Here is a 22,555-nt window from a genome sequence, read left to right as displayed (position 1 = left end):
TCAACCCGTGCGGCGCGCGCGGCGCCGGTTCGCCAGCTCGTCGTGCGGATGCTCCGACGGGTCGTCGTCCGTGGCGGCGCGTTCACCGGGCAGCTCCGCGAGACTGCCCTCCACCTCCTGCCACACCCGTCCGAGCGCGATGCCGAACACGCCCTGCCCGCCCTGGAGCAGATCCACGACCTCGTCCGGCGACGTGCACTCGTAGACGCTGACGCCGTCGCTCATCAACGTGATCTGCGCCAGATCCTGGACGCCCCGATCCCGCAGATGGCTGACGGCGGTGCGTATCTGCTGCAACGACACCCCCGTGTCGAGGAGCCGCTTCACGACCTTCAGAACGAGGATGTCGCGGAAGCTGTACAACCGTTGACTGCCCGACCCCTGCGCGGATCGGACACTCGGCTCCACCAGCTTGGTGCGCGCCCAGTAGTCCAACTGCCGGTAGGTGATCCCCGCCGCGGCACAGGCCGTCGGGCCGCGGTAGCCGACATCCTCCGGTGGCGCTGACACCCGCGTGTCGAAGAGCAGACCCTGCTCCCCGGCGCGCTGGGACGCCATGTGCCTCTCGGGGGTCGCCTTGCCCTCGCCGCTGCTCACCGCCACGCGGACCTCCGGCTCCAAATCATCCCGCGGCGCTTCGTCAAGGGGGTTTGACGAATTACACCACGGACGTTCCACCAGCACGGTAGGTGCCGGTCAGGGTGTGGTCAACGTCCACCCTCGGCGCGTCTTTACTGCGTTTTTCTGTGCCTATGGCAGCGCACTCCTCCTTCGGGCGCTGGGCGCCCTCCATCGTTGTGCACTGTGTTCATTGCAGTGCCCTCCTCCTTCGGCCCTGGCGGGCCTCCATCGTCGGACACTGCGTGCGGTCGCTGCATCGCTCCCGACTCGCCTAGCGGCTCGCTTCGCGATCAGGTTTCCTCGCGAACTCGAAACCTGCCTTCGGACGCGATCGCAACGGTCGGGCCCCTGCGTGGTTGCTACGACGGCTGGGGTTGATGCGGATAGTGAACGCTTTTGTATGCCTACCCATTATACGGCGGCATTCACGCTCACTCCGGCTCTTGCGCCCGGCGTGTACCACCCCGGACTCCCCCAACACTCGACTCGGGCCTCTGGTCAGGCGGCCCCGTGCGTGGGCGTGTACCACCGAGCTGGTTGGGGGGTGTGGGGGGCGGAACCCCCCCGCCTCGGGGGTTCCAGGGGGTCGTCCCCCTGGGCTGACAGGGGCTGGCGGCGCTTTGGGGAGCAGGCAACGCTTGGGAACACACCTCCCCCGCCGTCAGCCAGCGCGGCCGAAGTCTTCGGGGGAGATCGTGTCGAGGAACTCGCGGAACTTCTCGACCTCGTCCTCTTGCTCGTCGGGGATGGCCACCCCGGCTTCTTCGAGGACGTCCTCGCTGGCGAAGATGGTGGCGCCGGTGCGCAGGGCGAGGGCGATGGAGTCGGACGGGCGGGCGCTGACCTCGACGCCGTTGGAGAAGACGAGGTCGGCGAAGAAGATGCCCTCGCGCAGGGCGGTGATGTTGACGGTGCGGAGCTGGACGCTGAGGGCGTCCAGGACGTCGCGGAACAGGTCGTGGGTGAGGGGGCGCGCGGGCAGGACGCCCTGCTGCGCGAAGGCGATGGCGGTCGCTTCCACCGCACCGATCCAGATGGGCAGGTAGCGGTCGCCCTCCGTCTCCTTCAACAGGACGATCGGCTGGTTGGAGGGCATCTCGACCCGGACGCCGACGACCTCCATCTGCTTCACTGCGGCTCCCTGCTGGTTCTCGCTGTCTCGATCACCACGTGCAGCGGATCGATTCGTGACCGAACCCTGTAGCCAACGTACACCCCGGCCCCGACGGCTCGTGGTGCCCCGAGTCGGGCAAAATCCTGCGCGGCGGACATGATCAGCGGTCGAGACTTTCGCGTAGGCCCGCGGACACGAGCGCGGCGTGCAGTTTCACCGAGAGGGCGGCGATCTCGCGGGCGGTTTCGGCGGCCTGCTCGTGGGCGCCGCGGTCGCGGCGGCGCAGTTGTGGGGCGACCATCTGCTCGATGAGGCCGGCCTGGCGGTCGGCGGCGGCTTTGACGGCGCGCAGGTGCCGGACCTCGAAGCCGTACTCGCCGAGGGCGGCGGCGGCGCGGGCGATGTTCAGCGCGTCGCCGTCGTAGCGGGCGCCGGTCCGGCGGACGAGCCCGTACTCCTCCAGGCGGGCGAGGAGGGCCTCGTCGATCCCCGCGCCGTCGAGGAGCTGGCGGCGGGTGAGGTGGACGGCGGGCGCCTCGGCGGTCGTGTCGGCGGCGACGAGGGTGCGCGGACGGCGCTCGTCGACCGTGGGACGGTGGTCGTCCTCGCCGGGACGGCGGGCGCCGAGCGGCGGCACGGTCTCGCCGCGGTCGCGGGCTTCGAGGTGCTGCCTGATGACGCGCAGCGGCAGGTAGTGGTCGCGCTGCGCGGCGAGGACGAACCGGAGCCGCTCGACGTCGGCGTCGCCGAACTTGCGGTAGCCGGACGGGCTGCGCCGCGGCTCCACGAGCCCCTCGGACTCCAGGAACCGGATCTTGGAGATGGTGATGTCGGGAAAGTCGGGCCTGAGCAGTCCGAGGACGTCCCCGATCGTCATCGGGGACCGGGCTGGCTGCGGGTTCATGGCCCTCCCTCGTCGCCCGTCAGGCGTGCGCCGGGTTGGTCAGGAACATCAGCCGGAACTTGCCGATCTGCACCTCGTCGCCGCCCGTCAGGCCCGCGTGGTCGATCCGCTGCCGGTTGACGTAGGTGCCGTTGAGGCTGCCGACGTCGCGGACGGAGAACACGCCGCCCTGGCGGACGAACTCGGCGTGCCGGCGGGACACGGTGACGTCGTCCAGGAAGATGTGGCTCTCGGGGTGCCGACCGGCGGACGTGCGGTCCTGGTCGAGCAGGAAGCGGCTGCCCGCGTTCGGGCCCCGCTTGACCACGAGCAGCGCGGTTCCCGGGGGAAGCGCCTCCATGGTCATCTGGTCGGGTCCGAGCGAGGGTTCCTCGGCGCCCGTGTCGGTGTCCAGCGCCTCGAACCCGCCGATGGAGATCGTGGACGTGGACTCGCCGGGCGACTCACGGGGGGGCAGCGGGCTCCGGGTCAGCGGAGTGCCGCAGTTGGAGCAGAAGCGGGCATCATCCGGGTTGGCGTGACCGCACTGCGTGCAGTAGACGCTCGGCATCGATCGGCTCGGCCTCCTACCATCGGCGTGCCGCCCACGGACGTCCCGCCGGAACGGGAGCCGCCAGCGCCACGCGCATCCTTCAACCAACCCACGCCGGGGGCCCGCCCCCGACCACGGTCCGAACTCACCGGCCGCGTACGGGACGGTCGCCGCAACTTACGCGGGTATTACCCGAGGGGTCAACTGGAACGGTGAGCCGGCTGGACCAAACTACATTCGTCAATGATCGCAGGTCTACGCCGCCGCGCGGACAGCCCTGATCGCGACGCCTGAGCCAGGCGCCGGGTTTACCACCTTCCCCGTTTTCCCCTACGACGACCGTATCGCGTCGACGGTGACTTTCGCGCGTTGGGTGATCGACACAGTGGCGCCCGCGCCCTGAAGAGTCTTGACGACGCCACCCGGGATGTTCAGCGCGGTGGTCATCGTGTGGGCGTCGCCGATGGCGCGGAACCGGTACGGGGCGGCGAGGGGCCTGCCGTCGGCGAGGATGCCGTTCCCGCCGTCCAGGAAGTAGGTGTCGACGCCGACGCGCACGTCGTTGACCTGGATGACCTCGGCTCCGGCGTCGCGGAGTTCCTGGAGGGCGTCCAGCAGGTTGAGCGCCTTGACGCCCCGCCTCGGGTCGGTGATCATCAACTCGACGCCGGGGCCCTCGGCGGGCAGGACGCCCGCGAGGAGGCCGTAGGTGGTCGCCCGCCTGCGGGCCTCCTCCAACGCGGTTCCGCCTTCGGCGTCCCGTTCCAGGCGGGCCTTGGTGTCCTCCAGGTCGCGCAGGTCGCCGCGCAGCCGTTCGGACCGCTGGCCCAGATCGGACAGGACGACGACGAGTTCGTCCTGCCGCGCCGTGGCGAACGTGGTGTCGCGCTCGTTGGAGCGGATCTGCGTGACGGCGGCGAAGCCGAGCAGGAGGCAGAGCAGTCCGCCGACGAGCTGGCCCATGCTGACTCGCGGTCGCAACAAGGTGAGGAGCTCGCGCGGGCCCGTCGGGGTCTGCGGGGTCCGGGGGTCGTCGTGGTCGGTCATGCGCCGAACAGCTTCCGCCGGATGCCCGCCGCGTTGGAGAAGATCCGGATGCCGAGGACGACCACGACGCCGGTGGACAGCTGGGAGCCGACGCCGAGCTTGTCGCCGAGGAAGACGATCAGCGCGGCGATGACGGTGTTGCTGACGAACGAGACCACGAACACCTTCTCGTCGAAGATCCCTTCCAGCCGGGCCCTGATGCCGCCGAACATGGCGTCGAGGGCCGCGACGATCGCGATGGGCAGGTACGGCTCCAGCCAGAGCGGCACGTCCGGCTGGACCAGCAGGCCCAGCGCGACGCCGATCACGAGCCCGATCAGCGCGATCAATGCCCGCCCCCCTGGCTGGGGGCCGCGTACCGCAGGCTGACGGCGCCCGCGGCGGGCAGCGTCGCGCCGGACGAGCGGTGCGTGTCGTACTTGATCCGGTAGCGCTTGTTCAGGTCGCGGAGGCGCAGGTCGGCGGCCGATCCGGTGAACCTGTCGCGGAGGCGGCCGGGGTCACCCAGCGCGGTCACTTCGTAAGGGCGGCCGAGCGGCCGGTAGTCGACGAGGATGGCCTTCCCGGCGGCGCGGATCGCGGTCGTGGGCGTGAGGCGCTGCCCGTTGATCCCGATGGCGTCGGCGCCCGCCGCCCAGAGCCCGTTCACCAGGACCTGGAGGTCCTGGTCGTAGACGCGGCCGCCGCTGTCGGCGGTGTCGTCGCGGGGCGCGTCGTCGAGGGTGACGACCAGGCCCTCTCCGGCGGCGGGCGTGGCTGCCGCTTCGGCGGTCACGGTGGCGAGCCACTGTCGCAGGCCACGGCCGGACTCGCTGCGGGCGAGGGCGGCGGCGCGGCGGCGTTCGGTGTCGGCGCGCAGGCGGCCGAGGCGGCGTTGGAGGGCGTCGGTCTCGGCGGTGCGGGCGTGGATCGCGTCGATGAGCCGCGAGCGCCGCTCGGCGGCCACGGGTTCGCCCTGCCGCGCCTCGGCCCCGGCGACGGCGATCAGCGTCCCGGCGAGGACGAGGACGAGCAGCACGCCGCCGCCCCGCAGGCGGCCCCGGCGGGGGGCGGGGTCGCCGGAGCGGGCCCGGCGCGCGGCGGCCTCGGCGTAGCCGTGGTCGAGGAGTTTGCCCGCGAACAGGTCCGCGAGGAGCGACATGGACGCGTCGGGCCGCCGCCATCCGTCCCGGTCGTCGTCTGTGATCACCGCCCCATCATGGCCCCATCAGGGGAGGGAACGCGGGATCAGCACGGCAGCGCCACCGTGACGGCGGTGCCGCCGCCGGGCGCGGTGTCGACGGACGCGCGGCCGCCGTGCGCCGTGGCGACGGCCGCGACGATCGACAGGCCGAGCCCGGAGCCGCCCCGGTCGCGTGACCGGGACGGGTCGGCGCGGAAGAAGCGTTCGAACACTCGGGCGCGGTCGTCGTCCGGTATGCCGGGCCCCTCGTCGGCGACCTCCAGGACGGCTTCCGCGTCGTGCACTGACACGCGGACGGTCGCGGCCGTGCCGGGAGGCGTGTGGCGGCGGACGTTGGTCAGCAGGTTGTCCAGCACCTGGCGGAGGCGTTCGGCGTCGCCGGTGACGATGACTTCTCCGTCGGCGTCCAGGGTCAGCGGGCGGTCGGGGTCGACGACGACGGCGTCCGCGACGGCGTCGGCGGCGAGCGCGGCCAGGTCGACCGGTTCGCGCTCCAGCGGACGGCCCTGGTCGAGGCGGGCCAGCAGCAGCATCTCGTCGACGAGGCGGCCCATCCGCTCGGCCTCGGACTCGATGCGGCTCATCGCCTTCGCGAGGTCCTCGGGACGGTCGGCGGCCCCGCGCCGGAACAGTTCGGCATAGCCGCGCACGGTCGCGACGGGCGTGCGCAGTTCGTGGGACGCGTCGGCGACGAACCGGCGCAGCCGATCCCGGGACGCCTCGCGCTCCCGGAACCCCGCCTCGATCTGCCCGAGCATGCCGTTGAGGGCGATGGCGAGCCGTCCCACCTCCGTCTTCGGGCCGGGCACCGCGACGCGGCGGGACAGGTCGCCGTCGCCGATCCTGGCGGCCGTCGAGGCGATCTCCTCCAGCGGTCGGGTCGCCCACCGGACGGCCCGCCACACCAGCAGCCCGACCCCGGCGAGCACGAGCGCGGTGACGAGGATCTGGGTGCCGAGAGTGCGGCCGAAGAACTCGTCCTGCTCGGTGGTGCGCATCGCGGTGACGAGGTAGTACTGCCCGCCGGGGACCCAGGCCGTCCGGACCATCCAGTTGAGCCCGTCGGGCTTGAACGGGCCGCCGCCCCTCGGCGGCTCGGACTCGGTGCGGACGAACCGTTCCCCGTCGACGTTGTCGGGGGACGCGCGGCGGGGGCGCAGGTCGTCCGGCAGCGGCGGCGTCCCGGCGAGCGACACGGTGTCCACGACCGTGCCGTCGGCGCGGCGGATCTGGAGGAACACCGGGAGTCCGCCGCCCTCCCCGGCGGCGCGCCACAGCCGGGCGAGCTGCCCGGTCGCGGCCGGGAGCCGCGACCATTCGCCGGTGGTGTTCCGTTCGGCGAACAGGGTGGCGGCCTCGCGGCCCACGGCGGTCATGCGGCGGTGCTCGTTGTCGTTCTTCCAGCCGTAGATCGCGGCGAAGCTGGACGCGCCCGCGATGAACAGGCCGAGCGCGAGCAGGCCGAGCTGGGTGAGCACGATGCGCCTGCGCAGCGACATCAGCTTTCCCGGGGCATGCGGATGATGTAGCCGACACGCGGCACCGTGTGGATGAGGCGGGGGTCGCGGTCGTCGAGCTTGCGGCGCAGGTAGCTGACGTAGGTCTGGACGACGCCGTCACCGCCGCCGAAGTCGTACTGCCACACGTGGTCGAGGATCTGCCGTTTCGTCAGGACCCGTCCCGCGTTGAGGAGCAGGTAGCGCAGCAGCTTGAACTCGGTGGGGGTGAGGTCGACCAGCACGCCGCCGCGCCGCACCTCGTAGGTGTCCTCGTCGATCTCCAGGTCGGCGAACGACAGCCGGGACCGTTCCCGCTCGCCGGGACGGGTGCGGCGCAGCACGGCGCGGATCCGCGCGATCAACTCCGCGAGGCTGAACGGCTTGGTGACGTAGTCGTCGCCGCCGACCGTGAGCCCCTTGATCTTGTCCTCGGTGGCGTCGCGGGCGGTGAGGAACACGACGGGGGCCTCGTAGCCGTCGCGGCGCAGCCGGGCGCAGGCGTCCAGGCCCGAGCCGTCCGGGAGCATCACGTCCAGGACGATCAGGTCGGGCCCGAAGCGCGGGATGCTCGCGAGCGCCTCGGCGCCGGACCCCGCGACGGCCGTCTCGAAGCCCTCGTAGCGGAGCGCGGTGGCGACCAGATCGGCGAGGTACGCCTCGTCGTCCACGACGAGGATCTTGGTGGGGGTCACGGTGTCCAGTCTGTCCGGTGGGCGGCACGGGCGCACTGAGGGGCTTCTGTGGGGCCTCTTAGAGATCGCTGTGAGTCCGGTGGCGCGTCCGGGTTCACAGGGATCTCCAAGACCGTTCACACGGCGTCCGCAGAGCGGATCGTTGCCATGGGCGCATGGACAGATTCTCTGGATTCGTGCTGCGGCACCGGCTGCTGGTGAGCCTGGTGTGGCTCGTCGCGGCGTGCGCGGGCGCGTTCGCGGCGCTCAACGTGCCCGACCGCCTGGTCGAGAACTTCGCGCCACCGGGCTCGGCGGCGCGGGACGCCAACGCGGCGATCGTGTCGGCCTACGGGACGGGTGGCGACGCGAAACCCCTGATCCCGGTGGTGACGCTGCCCGCCGGGACAACGGCGAACACGCCCGCCGTGCGCGGCGACCTGGGCGCGGCGTTCGCGGCGGCCGGGAAACGGCTCGACGGCCGGGTCGTGTCGTACGCCGACACCGGCGACGCCCGGTTCACGGGTGACGGCGGCCGGGTCGTCTACGGCCTCGTCTATCCGAAGGTCGATCCGGGGGCGAGCCAGTTCGACGAGGGACCCGACCCGGCCGGGCCGGTCACCGAGGCGATGCGGCCGCTGCTGCCGCCGGGCGCGACGCTGCGCGTCACCAGCGTGGACGGGTTGGCGGACGAGGCGGGCAGCGACGGCCCGAGCGTCCTCACCGAGACGGTCATCGGCGGGGTCGGGGCGCTCGTCGTCCTGGTGTTCGTGTTCGGGTCGGTGCTGGCGGTGGTGCCGCTCCTGATCGCGGTCGTGTCGATCCTGACGTCGTTCCTGCTGGTCTACGCCCTCACCGGCGTCACCGACGTGAACTTCATGGTGGAGTTCGTGGTGGCGCTCATCGGCCTCGGCGTCGCCATCGACTACTCGCTGCTCCTGGTGACGCGGTGGCGGGAGGAACGGGCGCGGGGCCTGTCGACCGAGGACGCGACGCGGCGGGCCATGGCCACCGCCGGGCGCGCGGTGGTGTTCAGCGCGGCGGCCGTCGCGATCGGCCTCACCGCCATGATCGTCGTCCCGGTCGCGTTCATGCGCAGCGTCGCGTACGGCGGTGTGATCATCCCGGCGGTGAGCGCGCTGGTGACGCTGACGCTGCTGCCGGTGCTGCTCGTCACCGCCGGTCCGGCGCTCGACCGGATCGCGCCCCGGTGGCGCGGCGACGGGGCCCGCGCGGGCCGGGCCTGGACGGGCTGGGCGCGGCGCGTCGTCCGGTACCGGGTCGTGGCGGCGGTGGCGGCGCTGGCCGTGCTCGGCGGGCTCGCGTCCGCCACGCTGGGCCTGAACCTCGGCGAGGCCGACAGCCGCGCCCTGGCGAAGTCGGGGGCCGCCTACGACGGGCTCGCCGACCTGCGCGGCGCGGGGGTGCCGTCCGGCGTCCTGACCCCGGTGGACGTGCTGCTGCCGCGCGGCGCCGACCCGGACGCCACCGCGACGAAGCTGCGCTCGTTGGACGCCGTGCAGGCCGTCGTCGCGCCCTCCGGGCCCGCGTGGCGGCGGGACGGGTCGGCGCTGGTGACCGTCCTGCCCGTCGACGAGGGCGGGACGGACGCGGGCAAGGACCTCGTCCACGCCATCCGCGACGCGGTTCCCCCGGGCGCGCAGGTCGGCGGCGAGACCGCGAACGACATCGACTTCGTCGCCAAGGTGTACGGGACGTTCCCGCTCATGCTGACGTTGGTCTGCCTGCTGACGTTCGTGCTGCTCGCCCGCGCGTTCCGGTCGCTGCTCCTGGCGCTCAAGGCGGTGCTGCTGAACCTGCTGTCGCTGGCCGCCGTGCTCGGCGCGATCGTCCTGGTGTGGCAGCGCGGCAACGGGAGCGACCTGTTCTGGGGGATCTCCGCGACCGGGTCGATCGCGTCGTTCGTCCCGGCGATGGTCGTCGCGTTCCTGTACGGGCTGTCGATGGACTACGAGGTGTTCATCCTGGCCCGGCTGCGTGAGGAGTACGACCGGACGGGCTCGACGGAGACGGCGGTCGTCGCGGGTCTCGGCCGGACGGGACGGCTGGTGACGAGCGCGGCGCTGATCCTTTTCCTCGCGTTCGCCTCCCTGGCCGCCGCGCCCGTCGTCGAGGTGAAGATCTTCGCGACCGGGCTCGGGCTCGGCATCCTGCTGGACGCGACCGTGGTGCGGGCGCTGCTCGTCCCGGCGGCGGTGTCGCTGTTCGGCCGCTGGAACTGGTGGCTGCCGGGTTGGGCGGCGCGTGTGCTGCGCGTCCGTCCCTCGCCGCTTCCGGCGCGGGAGGAGGAGGATCGCGTGCCGATCCCGGTCTGACCGCGCGGGCGGTCAGGGCGCGGCGGTTCGGGTGAACCCGAGGTGGACGGCGAGCCCGGCGAGCGCGGAGCCCATCAGGTAACGCTGGGCCCGCTGCCAGCCGGGCCGCCGGGCGAAGAACACGGCGATGCCGCCCGCGCCGAGCACGATGAGGGCGTTCACGGTGATCGCGATGGTGATCTGGGTGAGGCTGAGCAGCATGATCTGGACGCCGACGTGCCCGCGCTCCGGGTCGACGAACTGCGGCAGCAGCGACACGTACAGGATCGCGATCTTCGGGTTGAGCAGGTTGGTGACCAGGCCCATCGCGAACAGGCGGCGCGGCGGGTCGGCGGGCAGGTCCTTCGGGGCGAACGCCGTCGTCCCGCCCGGCCGCACCGCCTGCCAGGCCAGCCACAGCAGGTACGCCGCGCCCGCCACCTTGATCGTCGTGTAGATCTGCGGGACGAGCGTGAAGACGGTGGTGACACCGGCCGTGACGGCGGTGACGTAGACGAGGAACCCGGCGGCGACCCCGCCGAGCGAGATCAGTCCCGCGCGGCGGCCCTGTGTCACCGACCGCGACACCAGGTAGATCATGTTGGGTCCGGGGGTCAGCACGAGCCCGAGGGCGAAGACCGCGATGGCCACCATGGCGCTGGTCGAGATCATTGCGCTCCTGACGTCGTCGATATGCCCCGAGAGTAGATGTCCGAGTAAGCTCAGTGCAATAATGAGATTGTTCTCGGTGCAATCGGGGGTGCGGTGGACGACTACCGGCGGGTCGCGGACGAGCTGGCCGCCGACATCGCCACGGGACGGCTCCGGCCGGGCGACCGGCTGCCCCCGCAACGCGCCTTCGCGCGACGACGCGGCATCGCGGTCTCGACGGCGAGCCGCGTGTACCGGGAGCTGGGGCGGCGGGGCATCGTGGTCGGCGAGGTGGGCCGTGGGACGTTCGTCCGCGCGGCCGACCGTCCGGCCGTCCAGGCGCTGACCGAGCCCGGCGACGCGCGCGTCGACCTGGAACTCAGCTCCCCCGTCGTGCCCGAGCAGACCGCGCTGCTGGCTGCCGGGCTGGAACGGCTGCTGCGCCCGGACGTCCTCCAGGGCGCGCTCGGGCCGACCGGCGTCGCGGGCACCCCCGAGGCCAGGGAGGCGGCCGCGCGACTGCTCGCCGTGCCCGGGTGGCGGCCCGACCCGTCCGGCGTCCTGTTCGCGGGGAACGGGCGCCAGGCCATCGCCGGAGTCGTGGCCGCGCTCGTGCCGCCGGGCGGGCGGCTCGCGGTCGAGGCGCTGACGTATCCGGTGGTCAGGGGCATCGCGGCCCGGCTCGGAGTGACGCTCGTCCCGGTCGCGGCCGACGAGCACGGGATGATTCCGCAGGCCCTCGCCGACGCGCACCGCGCCGCGCCGCTCGGCGCGGTGTACGTGCAGCCCACGCTCCACAACCCGACCGGGACGACGATGCCGTGGGTCCGCCGCGCGGAACTGGGCGCCGCCCTGGAGCGGCTCCGCCTCCACTCCATCGAGGACCGTGTGTGGGCGTTCCTCCCCGAGGACGGTCCCGCGCCGCTGGCGTCCCTGGCCGCGCGGCGCACGGTCGTCGTCGACAGCCTCTCCAAGCGTCTCGCGCCGGGCCTGACGATCGGGTTCGCCGTCCCGCCCGCCGACCTGTACGGGCGTGTCGCCGCCGCGCTGCGCTCCGGCGCGTGGGCGCCGACCGGGTTCGCGCTCGCGGCGGTGTCCGGCTGGATCGCCGACGGCACAGTCGAGGCGGTGACCCGCGCGAAACGCGCCGACGCCGCGACCCGCCATCGCCTCGCCGCCGACCGACTCCCGGACGCCGCCGGGTACGGCCCACCGTCGTATTTCTGCTGGTGGGAGCTGCCTGCACCGTGGCGCGCCGACACCTTCGTCGCCGCTGCGGCGCGCCGTGGGATCGCCGTCACCCCCGCCGCCGCCTTCACCGCCGGAACGGCCGCCGCACCCCGCGCCGTCCGCGTCGGCCTCGCGTCGCCGCCGCTGGAGACCCTCGCTCGGGCCCTGGACGTCCTCGCCGAGATCGCGGCCGGATCGCCCGAGGACGTCCCCGTCGACTGACGGCGGGCAGCGGGGTCAGCTGCCCGCGCGTTCGACGACCGCGGACCATTCCGTCAGGAGGGCCTGGGCGGTGTCCGCGTCGGGGCCTTCGGCCCACAGGTGGGTGACGGCCTCCGCCGGGTCGGGGAGGACCAGGACCCAGCGGCCGTCGTCCTCGACCACGCGGACGCCGTCGGTGGTGTCGACCGTGCGGTCCCCGGCGGCCTCCACGACATGGCGCATCACGCCGCCCTTGGCCGCCCACGCCGTGGGGACGGAGCGGCGGTACAGGTGCGCGTCCGGGATGCGGCGGTCGATCCGCGACAGGGTCAGCCGTGTCCTGGCGACCAGGCCGACGAGGCGGACGAACGCCGCGATCCCGTCGACGGTGCCGCTGAACTCGGGCATCAGGAACCCGCCGCGCCCGTCGCCCGCGAAGATCACACCGGGTTTCTCGGCGGCCTTGGTGAGGTCGTCCTGCGAGGTGGACGTCCACTCGACGCGCACGCCGTGGAACCGGCACACCTGTTCGGCGACCCGCGTCGTCGTGACCGGCAGCGCGACGCGGCCGCCGCGCCGTTCGGCGGCGACCAGGTCCAGCATGACGAGCAGGGCCCGGTCGTCGTCGACCGGTTCGCCGTTGTCGTCCACCAGGGAGATCCGCTCCCCCACCGGGTCGAACCGGACGCCGAACGCGGCCCGCGACGACGACACCAGTTCGCCGAGCCGCTCCAGGTCGCGGGTCCGCTCGGCGAGCGTCTCGGTCGGGTTGGCCTCGTCCAGCCCGGCGTTGCGGGTCAGGACGTCCACGCCGACCGCGCCGAGCAGGTTCGGCAGCACCAGCGACGCGACGCCGCCCGCGCAGTCCAGGACGATCTTCAGCCCGGCCTCGCGGACCCCGCTGATGTCGACGCGGCGCAGCAGGTCGCGGGTGTAGGTCTCGACGACGCGCGGCGGGTAGGTCAGCTCGGCGATCTCGCCGGGGAACGCGCGGCGGTACTCCTGCCTGCCGAACACGCGCTCCAGCCTGCGCCGCGCCGCCTGCGACAGGTCGGCGCCGCCGGGGTCGAGGAAGATGATGTCGACGCCCTGCGGGTCGCCGAGCGTCGTCCGCAGGTAGATGCCGCCGACCGCCTCCTCCCGGCCCGTCTCGAACCGGGCGACGGTCAGCGGCGTCGCCTCCAGGTCGCGGACGTTGATCGCGGACGCGGTCAGCGCGCTGTTCACCGCGCGTTTCAGGGTGCGGGCGGCGCGGGAGACGTCCCGTCCGGTGACGACGGTCGAGCCCTTCTTCAACGTCGTCGCGTAGGCGCTGGCGAGCCGCACCGCGAGGTCGGGCGTGATCTCGACGTTGACCAGCCCGGACACGCCGCGCGGCCCGAACAGGCTGCGCTGTCCGCGCGACTCCCAGATCACGCTGGTGTTGACGACGGCGCCCGCCTCGATCGTCTTGAACGGGTAGACCTTCACGCCGTTGGACACGAACGCCTCGGCCTCGATCACGCACTCGTCGCCGATGACCGCGCCCTCCTCGACGCGGGCGCCGGTCATGACGTCGGTGTTCTTGCCGACCACGCAGCCGCGCAGGTTCACCGACGACGCGACAAACACGTTGTCGTGGACGGTCGCGCGGTGCAGGAACGCGCCCTCCTTCACGACCACGTTGCTGCCGAGGACGGTGTACTCGCGCAACTCCACCCCGGCCTCGACCTTGGCGTAGTCGCCGATGTACAGCGGGCCCTTCAGCACGGCGTCGGCGTCGACCTCGGCGCCCTCGGCGACCCACACGCCGGGCGACACCTCGAACCCGTCCAGCTCGACACCGACCTGCCCGGACAGCAGGTCGGCCTGTGCCTTGAAGTAGCTCTCATGGGTGCCGACGTCCTCCCAGTAGCCGTCGGTGACGTACCCGAAGAGGGGGGCGCCCGCGTCCAGCAGCGCCGGGAACACGTCGTGGGACCAGTCGACCGGCTCACCCGCCGCGACGTGGTCCAGGACCTCGGGCTCCATCACGTAGATGCCGGTGTTGACGGTGTCGGAGAACACCTGCCCCCACGTGGGCTTCTCCAGGAACCGTTGGACGCGGCCGTCGTCGTCCACGATGATGATCCCGAACTCCAGGGGGTTCGGGACGCGCTTCAGCCCGATCGTGACGAGCGCGCCGTTGCGCTCGTGGAACCGCACCATGTCGGTCAGGTCGATGTCGGTGAGCGCGTCCCCGGAGATCACCAGGAACCGGTCGTCGCGCAGCGCCTCCTCGGCGTTCTTGACGCTGCCCGCCGTGCCGAGCGGGACCTCCTCCGTCGCGTAGCTCAGCGACATGCCGAGGTCCTCGCCGTCGCCGAAGTAGTTGCGGATCAGCGCGGCCAGGAACTGGACGGTGACGACGGTCTCCCCGAACCCGTGCCGTTTCAGCAGCCGCAGCACATGCTCCATGATCGGCCGGTTGACGAGGGGAAGCAGCGGCTTCGGCTGGTTGGCGGTCATCGGACGCAGCCGCGTCCCCTCGCCGCCCGCCATCACGACGGCCTTCATCGGGGGGTCTCCGCTCCCTCCTGTTCGCCGGACGGACCGGACGGCCCGGACTCGGGCGGCTCACCGGGCGGCTCACCGGGCGGGCCGGACCCGTCGCGGGCGGCCACCGCCAGTTGCCGGGTCTGGATCCAGTACAGGGCGGCCGCGCTCCAGTACAGTCCCGCGCCCCAGATCGCGAACGACCAGCCGATCACCTTCGCGGTGGTCGCCGCGGCCCCGTCATGGTCGCCCAGCAACAGCAACGGGAAGGCGTACAGCAGGCACATGGTGCCCGCCTTCCCGATGAAATGGACGGGCAGCGTCCCGCTGTACCCGAGCCGCCGGACGATCGGCGCGATCGGCAGGATCGCGACCTCGCGGGCGACGAGCAGCACCACCAGCCACAGCGGGATGATGTCGCGGATCGTGAGCCCGATCAGCGTCGCCAGGATGTAGAGCCGGTCGGCGGCCGGATCGAGCAGCGCGCCGATCTTGCTGGTCTGGTTGAGGACCCGCGCCAGCTTGCCGTCCGCCCAGTCCGACAGCCCCGCCAGGACCAGCAGGGCGAGGGCCCACCAGTCCGCCTCGATCAGGACGAGCCACAGGAACAGCGGGACGCCCACCAGCCGGGCAAGGCTCAGGCTGTTCGGCACCGTGAGGATCCGGTCCTGCGGGGCTTCCTGCTGTGTGCTCACCGACGCACTCGCCTCCCTGCTCCCCCTTGATCCTGACCCTATCGGTAAGGATTGTGAAAGCCCCGGCTGGCGTCGGCGGATCGACGCTTCCCGTGGAGACGGCTGGTTCGCCCTATAGTTCTGCAATCTCGATCACGGAGGGCTGCCCGTGTCCGTCGCCTCGCCGGAGCTCCGGATCACGCTCGGAAGACGGGCCTACCGGTGGCCGTTCCGCGCCTGTCTCGCCGCGCTCGCGCTCGGCGTGCTCGGCCTGCTGTCGGACGTCGCTGTGTACGGCGGCGTGCTCGTCGCCCTGGCCGCGGCGGCGTGGGCGTTCGTGATCCACCGGACGCGGCTCGTCGTGACGATCGGGCGGAAGGGCCTGGTCCTGCGCCGTGGCGCGCGAGAGGTGTCCGTCCCGGCGGGTTCCGTGTGCGCGATGGGGATCGTGTGGCCCGTCACCGATCCGGTCTGGACGGTCTGGTTCGACGCCGAAGCGGCCGCGTGCGTCGGCGCGGTCGTGGACATCGACGACGACGCCGCCCCGTTGCTGCGTGACCGATCTCTCCCTCCGGGATGGCTTCCGGCAGCGCGGACGGCGGTCGCGGAACACCTCGGGGCGCCGTGGCGCGTCCTGGACGACGCGGGCAAGGAGGTCGAACCACCGCCGGGCAACCCGCTGGCCAGGGCCGACCACGTGCTGCTGGACGGCACGGGCCGCTTCCACGACCAGCGCGGCGGCGCCCTCCTCGCCGTCTCCTGCGGACGCCGGACCGTTGTGCTGCGCGACCGCCACGCGGGGCGGTTGCTCGTCGTCAAGCGGCCCGCCCTCGGCCGCCGCGTCACGCGCGTGTTCGGCGCGGACGGCGCACTCCTCGGCACGCTCAGGGGGCGGGACGAGCCGTCCTTCCACGCGCGCGGCGGAACGTTTCTCGGCGCCACCCGGCGGGTCGGCGACCGGCATGTCGTCACCGGCGTCGACGGACGCGAGTCCGCATCACTGCGGACGGCGACGGGCGAGGGCGACGCACGGCTGGAACGGTCGCCGTCCACCCCGGAACCGCTGCGCACGCTCACGCTGGCGCTGCCGTTGGTGGTGCGGTCCTGAGATCCCCGTACCCCATGGACGGCGGTTGCGGCAACCGGGGTGCGGCGGGTTAGCGTCGACGACGACAGATCGCGGGGGTCCGGCGAACCGGGCTGAGATAGCGGCTGGGACGGCCGCTGACCGCATGAACCTGACCGGGTAATGCCGGCGTAGGGAGAGATCGAGTCGTCATGACCGAACCTGTGGTTCCATCCGCCCGCAAGACGTACCTGCGGGGCTCGCGTCCCGACATCCGCGTCCCGATGCGCGAAGTGCGGCTGACGAGCGGTGACGCCGTCGTCCTGTACGACACGTCCGGGCCGTACACCGACCCCGTCCAGCAGCCCGACGTCCGCACCGGGCTGCCCCCGTTGCGGGAGCTGTGGATCGCCGAACGCTGCGACACCGAACCGTACGAGGGCCGCGCGGCGCGTCCCGAGGACGACGGGCGCCGCGCGGAGCGTCCCGGGGCGCCCGCTCTCGACGGCCTCCCGCGACGTCCGCGCCGGGCGAGCGGCGACGCCGTGACCCAGCGCGCGTACGCGCGGCGCGGGGAGATCACCCCGGAGATGGAGTTCGCGGCGCTGCGCGAGGGCGTCGCGCCGGAGTTCGTCCGGGACGAGCTGGCCGCCGGACGCGCGGTGCTGCCCGCGAACATCAACCATCCCGAGATCGAGCCGATGGTCATCGGCCGCGAGTTCCTGGTGAAGGTGAACGCGAACATCGGGAACTCGGCGGTGGCCTCGTCCATCGACGACGAGGTCGAGAAGATGACGTGGGCGACCCGCTGGGGCGCCGACACGATCATGGACCTGTCGACGGGCCGGGACATCCACACCACACGCGAGTGGATCCTGCGGAACTCGCCCGTCCCGGTCGGGACCGTCCCGCTGTACCAGGCGGTGGAGAAGGTCGGCGGCGACCCCGCCGAGCTGACCTTCGACGTCTTCCGCGACACGGTGATCGAGCAGGCCGAGCAGGGCGTGGATTACATGACCGTCCACGCCGGAGTCCTCCTCTCCTACGTGCCGCTGACGGCCCGGCGCAAGACGGGCATCGTCTCCCGAGGCGGCTCGATCATGGCCGCGTGGTGCCTGGCGCACCACCAGGAGAACTTCCTCTACACGCGCTTCCGCGAACTGTGCGAGATCTTCGCCGCCTACGACATCACCTGGTCGCTCGGGGACGGCCTGCGTCCCGGCTCCATCGCCGACGCCAACGACGAGGCGCAGTTCGCGGAGCTGCGCACCCAGGGCGAGCTGACGAAGATCGCCGCCGAGTTCGACAACCAGGTGATGAACGAGGGCCCGGGACACATCCCGATGCACAAGATCAAGGAGAACGTCGACCTCCAGCAGGAGTGGTGCGACGGCGCCCCGTTCTACACCCTCGGCCCGCTGACCACCGACATCGCGCCCGGCTACGACCACATCACCTCGGCGATCGGCGCCGCCATGATCGGCTGGTACGGCACCGCGATGCTCTGCTACGTCACGCCCAAGGAGCACCTCGGCCTCCCGGACCGCGACGACGTCAAGGCGGGCGTCATCGCCTACAAGATCGCCGCCCACGCCGCCGACCTGGCCAAGGGCCACCCGGGCGCCCAGGCATGGGACGACGCGCTCTCAGACGCCCGCTTCGACTTCCGCTGGGAAGACCAGTTCAACCTCTCCCTAGACCCGGACACGGCCCGCGCGTTCCACGACGCCACCCTCCCGGCGGCCCCCGCGAAGACCGCGCATTTCTGCTCCATGTGCGGCCCGCACTTCTGCTCCATGAAAATCACCCAGGACGTCCGCCGCTACGCCGACGAACACGGCCTGACCGACCAGGACGCCCTCACCGCAGGCATGCAAGAAAAGTCCAACGAATTCAAAGCCTCCGGCAACCGCGTCTACCTCCCCCTCTCCCCCGGCGCCTGACCAACCCCAGAGCGCCCCCGCCCAACCCCCAGCGGGGGCGCTCCAGGCACCGATCAGCCATCCCCCCGAACCCGGGCCTCCGACTCTCCCCAAGCCACAACGATGACCTCATCCCCCACCGCGAGCTTCCCCGGACGCACCACGGAGAACGTCACACCAAACGCCACTCCGCGCAGCGCCCAGATCGACATCAACATTCAGCACGTCCGCACCCGGAGCACAAAGGCTAAGACGCGCCCCATCCGCGCTGACCTCGGGCTGGACGACCGCAAGCCGCGGATCCCGGCGTTGGCTACGAAACACCCCGTCCTCACCAATCACCATAAAGGCACGGTCGTACGCCAATCCGGCCTCCCCCAACACCGCCTCAGTCAACGGAACACCCACACACCCTTTGACCGGATAGGTGTACAGCTCGGTGATGACTGCCATCGCACTCCTCCCGCGCCGAGCCACCACGCTATGGATCGCCGTCACCCAAGAGCCAGCCAAAAGGGCACTACCTGACACAGACTCGTCAGATTGCGCCCAGAACACCCACCGACCGCTCGTCCAGACTTAACGCTCCAGGTGTCAGTCCTCGCTCCTCCAGACGCGGGCGGGTGACCTGAGGGCTTCCACCCGCCCGCGCCCGAAGGAAGCACTCCAAGTTCTGGTCGCGCTCGGGGCGTTGTGCGCCATCGTGAAGGGCGGGACCGATCGGGGCATGCGGCAGGCCGCGACCGTGCTCGACATGGTCCCGGCCGTCTACCGGACGCAACTGACCACTGAGGTGGGGCGGGTGCTCTTGGACGCCGTCCCCGGTGACCAGCGGCAGCGTGCGGCTGTTCGTGACTTTCGTCGCGTGCTCATCGCCACGGCGCCCAGGCCTGTGCGGGCTGCGGGGGCCTGAGCGCCGGGCGGTGGCGGTCCGGGTGCTGGGCGGCGTTGTTTGGACGGCGTTCGGTCAGGGCCCGCGCGTCGTCGACCGCGCTCGATCATGCTGGGGGGGCGTCCCGGTAGTCGATGATCGGGTACACGCCGCTGGCCATGCCTTACCGATCACGCCAGAGGGGCGCGTTTTCCTGGGCGAAGGTCTCCAGGGGGCGTGCGGGGTGGCCGGTGACGCGTTCGACCGTGTCGGTCACGACCGCGCTTTCATCGTCGCGGACGAGCGTGAACAAGCCCTGCTGCCACTCCACCAAACGGTCGTCGACACCAGCCGCGCGCATGCCGTTGACGAACGCGTCGGGGTCCAGTGCGGTGTAGGTCAGTTTGCGGTCCGCCGCCTCGCCCAGGACTCGGAGGGCCTCCGCGTGGGACAGGGCACGGGGGCCGGTCAGGACGTACGCCTTTTCTGCGTGGCCCTCTTCGGTGAGTGCGGAAACGGCGACGTCCGCGATGTCTCGGGTGTCGATGAACGCCACCTCGGCGTCGGCGGCGGGGAGTTCCAATGTTCCGCCTTCGCGGAGGGATGGGGCGAAGATTTCGCCGAAATTCTGCTGGAACCAGTTCGGCCGCAGAATGGTCCATTCCTTGCCCGAGGAACGGACTTCGTCCTCCCATGCGGCCATCGGGATCGCGTCCGGCAACAGGTCAACGCCCAGGACCGACAGCAGCACCACCCGGCGCAGGTCGGGCGCGGCGGCGAGCAGGTCGCGGACGAGCCCGGCACCGTCGGGTACCGCGTACGGCGGAACGACGTAGAGTCCCTCAGACCCTTCGAGGGCGGGCGCCCAGGTTTCGCGGTCGACCCAGTCGAACCTGACGCCGTTCGCGTCAGGGTTGCGGCTCGCAGCGCGTGTTTCGACGCCGCGTGCCGTGAGTGCCTCGACCAGCGGCCTACCGGTCTTCCCGGTCGCTCCGATCACCAGAACGGTCATTTTCGTGCTCCTTTGTTCGATGACCGGCAATATGGTCACGACTGGCTCCAGCGGCCACGGCGCGTTTCATCAACGACGTCTTCGTCTGCTTGCGTCAGGGGCCACGGAAACTGTCCGGGAATTGCCGGGAACTCCTGCGGGTGTATATCGCTGGGGCCGCCGGAAAGATTCCCTCCTGCGGGAGCGGGTTTGCGAAATCGGGGTCGTGCTTCTACTCGTGGAGACGCGGGTGAGGGGCCGATTGGTTTCGGGGGCGGACGTGTTCACCGGCCCGTTGAGGTGCCTGACCAGGTGGTTTTCCGGGGGCGGAACGAAGATCGGCGGCGCGGGGGCGTGATCGGCGGGCTAGTATCAAGGGACCGTTCCAAAATCGCGGATCCCGTGGATCTCGCCGCAGGCCCGCTGCCCCGCCGGGAAGGACCGACGACACAGGTGACCAGCGACGACACGCAGACGGCCCAGGTCCGGGCGGTGCGCGCCGATGTGCGCCGCAACCGTGCCCGGCTGCTCGCCGCGGCCAGGGAGTTGTTCGAGCGCGACGGCGCGGGTGGGTCCCTGGAGGGGGTCGCCCGGCTGGCGGGCGTCGGCATCGGAACGCTCTACCGCCACTTCCCGACGCGCCAGGATCTTCTGGAGGCGCTGCTCGACGACGTCTACGCCGACCTGACGGTCCGGGCCCGGGAGCTTCTGGAGTCTCCAGCGCCCGGGGAGGCGTTCACGGAGTGGCTCCGGAGGTTCATCGCGGGGACCACGGCGTTTCCCGGGATGGCGGCCTCCGCCCTGGTGTCGCTGCGGGAGGGACGGCCCGATCCCGGCACGGCGTGCCGGACGGCGCGTGACGCGGGTGAGGCCCTGTTCGTCCGCGCGCAGAAGGCCGGGGACGTGCCCGGCGACGCCTCGTTCGCGGACGCCCTGCGGCTGGCGGGCGCGATCGCGGTGGTCACCGAGCATGAGCCGGAGGCGGCGGATCGGTTGCTGGCCCTTGCGACTGTTGGGCTGCTCGCGATTAGTGCCTCGTTCCCGGACGAATCCGAGTAGGCCGGTCAGTCCGTTTCGGGGGTCGGGAGGATGCGGCGGGGGCCGCGTGGGGTGCCGCCGGGGCGTTTGCGCCATTCGCGGGGGTAGCCGACCGATACCTCGATGTGGGGAACGTCACCAGTCCAGATCGTGCGTGGGATGTGCAGGTGCCCGTAGACGACTGAGACGGCGCCGAACCTGTCGTGCCAGTCGGCGGTACGTTCCGTCCCGCACCACTGGGCGAACTCCGGGTACCACATGATGCGGGTGGGCTCGCGGACGAGTGGCCAGTGGTTGATGAGCACCGTTCGGGTGCCCGGGGCAAGGGCGGCCAGTCGTTCCTCCGTGTAGGCGATGCGGGCGTCGCACCAGGCGTCGCGGGTGGGGTGCGGGTCGGGGTGCAGGTAGACCTCGTCGGTGCACACGATGCCCGCGTCCTGCGCGATCTTGAGGGCCTCCTCCTTGGTGGACGCCCCCTCCGGCCGGAACGTGTAGTCGTAGAGGAGGAACAGCGGGGCGATCGTCACCGGGCCGTCGGCGCCCTCCCACACGGGGTACGGGTCTTCGGGAGTCAGGACGTCGAGCCCTCGGCACATGTCGACGAGGGCGCGGTAGCGCTCTTCGCCGCGTAGCTGGACGGGGTCGGTCTTGACGGTCCAGAGTTCGTGGTTGCCCGGCGTCCAGATCACGGTGGCGTAGCGTTCGCGCAGGGTGCGGAGGGTCCATTCGACGTCCGCGAGTTGTTCGGCGACGTCACCGGCGACGATCAGCCAGTCGTCGCCGGACGTGGGCCGCAGCTGTTCGACGAACGCGCGGTTCTCGGGAAAGCCGACGTGCAGGTCGCTGATCGCGTGGACATCGGTCATCCGAAAATCGTAGGCCAGCGAAGTCAGTCCTCGTCGGCGGGCATGGTGAAGAGGCGGATGTGGACGGGGCGCGCGCCGGGCGGCGCGTCCTCCCGGCGGTGGGCGTGCTCGTGCAGGAGCTCGATGTAGGCCTCGTAGAACGCGGCGAGGCCCTCCTCGGTCATGTGGGCGAAGCCGCGTGACAGCATCGCCCAGGCCCGGTCGCGCGCGTATTCGGTGGGGAGCCTGCGGAACAGCTCCAGGTCTTCGGCGTGCGCGACGCGGATCAGCTCGTCCAGGACGGGCCGGTCCTCGGGCGCCACGGTGTCGGGGGCCGGCAGCCGCAGGTCGCGGGGGGTGTCGGCGGGACGCCACCAGCGTTCTCGGCCCGTGGAGCGCTCGGGGATCTCCTCGATGAAGCCGTACTTCTCCAGCTGCCGGAGGTGGTAGCTGGTCGTGCCGGTGTTGGCGCCGAGCACGTCGCCGATCGTGGTGGACGTCGCCGGGCCGTACGCGCGCAGCCGGTGCAGGATCCGGCGGCGCAGGGGATGGCTCAGCGCCTTGATCCGTCCCGGGTCGTCCAGGATCACGGGCTCCGTCTCGTCCTCCATGGGGAGCAGTCTAGTACTACAGAGCTATCTTTGCAGAGAACTCTTTGCAGAGCTT

General features: G+C 71.6%; 22 protein-coding genes and 1 riboswitch. Of the genes, 6 read left to right on the top strand and 16 right to left on the bottom strand.

Annotated features, from left to right (window positions below; genetic code table 11):
- The 9 genes from ABD808_RS05395 to ABD808_RS05355 all read right to left on the bottom strand — a co-directional run bounded on the left by ABD808_RS05395 (window position 1) and on the right by ABD808_RS05355 (window position 7,592).
- Window positions 1-603 carry a MerR family transcriptional regulator gene (locus ABD808_RS05395; RefSeq protein WP_344890732.1) on the bottom strand — a complete coding sequence of 201 codons (603 nt, stop codon included), beginning with the start codon at window positions 601-603 and terminating at the stop codon, window positions 1-3.
- A gap of 679 nt (window positions 604-1,282) precedes the next feature.
- Complete coding sequence (locus ABD808_RS05390) at window positions 1,283-1,753, bottom strand: bifunctional nuclease family protein (RefSeq protein WP_067886188.1); 471 nt, start codon at window positions 1,751-1,753, stop codon at window positions 1,283-1,285.
- Between the two features lie 142 nt (window positions 1,754-1,895).
- Entirely contained in the window at window positions 1,896-2,639 is a 744-nt protein-coding gene (ftsR, locus tag ABD808_RS05385) for a transcriptional regulator FtsR (protein WP_344890720.1), read from the bottom strand.
- A gap of 19 nt (window positions 2,640-2,658) precedes the next feature.
- Entirely contained in the window at window positions 2,659-3,189 is a 531-nt protein-coding gene (locus ABD808_RS05380; protein ID WP_344890718.1) for a double zinc ribbon and FHA domain-containing protein, read from the bottom strand.
- Between the two features lie 312 nt (window positions 3,190-3,501).
- Window positions 3,502-4,218 carry a DUF881 domain-containing protein gene (locus ABD808_RS05375; RefSeq protein WP_344890715.1) on the bottom strand — a complete coding sequence of 239 codons (717 nt, stop codon included), beginning with the start codon at window positions 4,216-4,218 and terminating at the stop codon, window positions 3,502-3,504.
- Window positions 4,215-4,547 (bottom strand): small basic family protein, encoded by a 333-nt coding sequence (locus ABD808_RS05370; protein ID WP_121436092.1) that lies wholly within the window; start codon window positions 4,545-4,547, stop codon window positions 4,215-4,217. The genes ABD808_RS05375 and ABD808_RS05370 overlap by 4 nt, the downstream gene beginning before the upstream one ends.
- Window positions 4,544-5,407, bottom strand: a complete 864-nt coding sequence (locus ABD808_RS05365; protein ID WP_344890706.1) for a DUF881 domain-containing protein — start codon at window positions 5,405-5,407, stop codon at window positions 4,544-4,546. Before ABD808_RS05365 ends, ABD808_RS05370 begins: the two co-directional genes overlap by 4 nt.
- A gap of 38 nt (window positions 5,408-5,445) precedes the next feature.
- On the bottom strand, window positions 5,446-6,900 hold the full coding sequence (locus ABD808_RS05360) for a sensor histidine kinase (protein ID WP_344890703.1): 1,455 nt from the start codon (window positions 6,898-6,900) through the stop codon (window positions 5,446-5,448).
- Window positions 6,900-7,592, bottom strand: a complete 693-nt coding sequence (locus tag ABD808_RS05355) for a response regulator transcription factor (RefSeq protein ID WP_344890700.1) — start codon at window positions 7,590-7,592, stop codon at window positions 6,900-6,902. Before ABD808_RS05355 ends, ABD808_RS05360 begins: the two co-directional genes overlap by 1 nt.
- 155 nt (window positions 7,593-7,747) lie before the next feature.
- Here ABD808_RS05355 and ABD808_RS05350 point away from each other — a divergent pair, with 155 nt between their 5' ends.
- Window positions 7,748-9,907 (top strand): MMPL family transporter, encoded by a 2,160-nt coding sequence (locus tag ABD808_RS05350; protein WP_344890697.1) that lies wholly within the window; start codon window positions 7,748-7,750, stop codon window positions 9,905-9,907.
- A gap of 12 nt (window positions 9,908-9,919) precedes the next feature.
- Here the strand turns inward: ABD808_RS05350 and ABD808_RS05345 are convergent, their stop codons facing one another.
- A complete protein-coding gene (locus tag ABD808_RS05345) occupies window positions 9,920-10,558 on the bottom strand; it encodes a LysE family translocator (protein ID WP_344890695.1) in 639 nt (212 codons plus the stop codon).
- 93 nt (window positions 10,559-10,651) lie between these two features.
- Here ABD808_RS05345 and ABD808_RS05340 point away from each other — a divergent pair, with 93 nt between their 5' ends.
- Complete coding sequence (locus ABD808_RS05340) at window positions 10,652-11,989, top strand: aminotransferase-like domain-containing protein (protein ID WP_344890692.1); 1,338 nt, start codon at window positions 10,652-10,654, stop codon at window positions 11,987-11,989.
- A 15-nt stretch (window positions 11,990-12,004) separates the two neighbouring features.
- On the opposite strand, the gene ABD808_RS05335 is transcribed toward ABD808_RS05340, so the two are convergent.
- Both ABD808_RS05335 and clsA read right to left on the bottom strand, forming a co-directional pair.
- Complete coding sequence (locus ABD808_RS05335; protein WP_344890689.1) at window positions 12,005-14,503, bottom strand: sugar phosphate nucleotidyltransferase; 2,499 nt, start codon at window positions 14,501-14,503, stop codon at window positions 12,005-12,007.
- A complete protein-coding gene (gene clsA, locus ABD808_RS05330) occupies window positions 14,500-15,177 on the bottom strand; it encodes a cardiolipin synthase ClsA (RefSeq protein ID WP_344890686.1) in 678 nt (225 codons plus the stop codon). The genes ABD808_RS05335 and clsA overlap by 4 nt, the downstream gene beginning before the upstream one ends.
- 148 nt (window positions 15,178-15,325) lie before the next feature.
- Here clsA and ABD808_RS05325 point away from each other — a divergent pair, with 148 nt between their 5' ends.
- A complete protein-coding gene (locus ABD808_RS05325; RefSeq protein WP_344890683.1) occupies window positions 15,326-16,264 on the top strand; it encodes a hypothetical protein in 939 nt (312 codons plus the stop codon).
- A 61-nt stretch (window positions 16,265-16,325) separates the two neighbouring features.
- A riboswitch (TPP riboswitch) is annotated at window positions 16,326-16,439 on the top strand.
- Complete coding sequence (gene thiC, locus ABD808_RS05320) at window positions 16,435-18,165, top strand: phosphomethylpyrimidine synthase ThiC (RefSeq protein ID WP_344890680.1); 1,731 nt, start codon at window positions 16,435-16,437, stop codon at window positions 18,163-18,165. It overlaps the preceding riboswitch by 5 nt.
- Window positions 18,166-18,273: 108 nt before the next feature.
- Here the strand turns inward: thiC and ABD808_RS05315 are convergent, their stop codons facing one another.
- Window positions 18,274-18,597: an MOSC N-terminal beta barrel domain-containing protein gene (locus tag ABD808_RS05315; protein WP_344890678.1), complete on the bottom strand. Its 324-nt coding sequence runs from the start codon at window positions 18,595-18,597 to the stop codon at window positions 18,274-18,276.
- A gap of 274 nt (window positions 18,598-18,871) precedes the next feature.
- On the opposite strand from ABD808_RS05315, the gene ABD808_RS05310 reads away from it, so the two are divergent.
- On the top strand, window positions 18,872-19,057 hold the full coding sequence (locus ABD808_RS05310) for a hypothetical protein (protein WP_344890675.1): 186 nt from the start codon (window positions 18,872-18,874) through the stop codon (window positions 19,055-19,057).
- 142 nt (window positions 19,058-19,199) lie between these two features.
- On the opposite strand, the gene ABD808_RS05305 is transcribed toward ABD808_RS05310, so the two are convergent.
- Window positions 19,200-20,027: an NmrA family NAD(P)-binding protein gene (locus tag ABD808_RS05305; RefSeq protein WP_344890672.1), complete on the bottom strand. Its 828-nt coding sequence runs from the start codon at window positions 20,025-20,027 to the stop codon at window positions 19,200-19,202.
- Window positions 20,028-20,459: 432 nt separating this feature from the next.
- Between ABD808_RS05305 and ABD808_RS05300 the strand changes: the two genes are divergently transcribed.
- Window positions 20,460-21,065 (top strand): TetR/AcrR family transcriptional regulator, encoded by a 606-nt coding sequence (locus ABD808_RS05300; RefSeq protein WP_344890669.1) that lies wholly within the window; start codon window positions 20,460-20,462, stop codon window positions 21,063-21,065.
- A gap of 5 nt (window positions 21,066-21,070) precedes the next feature.
- Here the strand turns inward: ABD808_RS05300 and ABD808_RS05295 are convergent, their stop codons facing one another.
- Both ABD808_RS05295 and ABD808_RS05290 read right to left on the bottom strand, forming a co-directional pair.
- Entirely contained in the window at window positions 21,071-21,910 is an 840-nt protein-coding gene (locus ABD808_RS05295) for a metallophosphoesterase family protein (RefSeq protein ID WP_344890666.1), read from the bottom strand.
- A 23-nt stretch (window positions 21,911-21,933) separates the two neighbouring features.
- Window positions 21,934-22,500, bottom strand: coding sequence for a helix-turn-helix domain-containing protein (locus ABD808_RS05290; RefSeq protein ID WP_344890663.1), 567 nt, complete (start codon window positions 22,498-22,500; stop codon window positions 21,934-21,936).
- Window positions 22,501-22,555: the final 55 nt, after the last annotated feature.

The organism is Actinomadura meridiana (genome assembly GCF_039537545.1).
GTDB classification, from domain to species: domain Bacteria; phylum Actinomycetota; class Actinomycetes; order Streptosporangiales; family Streptosporangiaceae; genus Spirillospora; species Spirillospora meridiana.
Note: the sequence above shows the minus strand (reverse complement) of the source record. Positions and strands in the feature narration are given on the sequence as shown.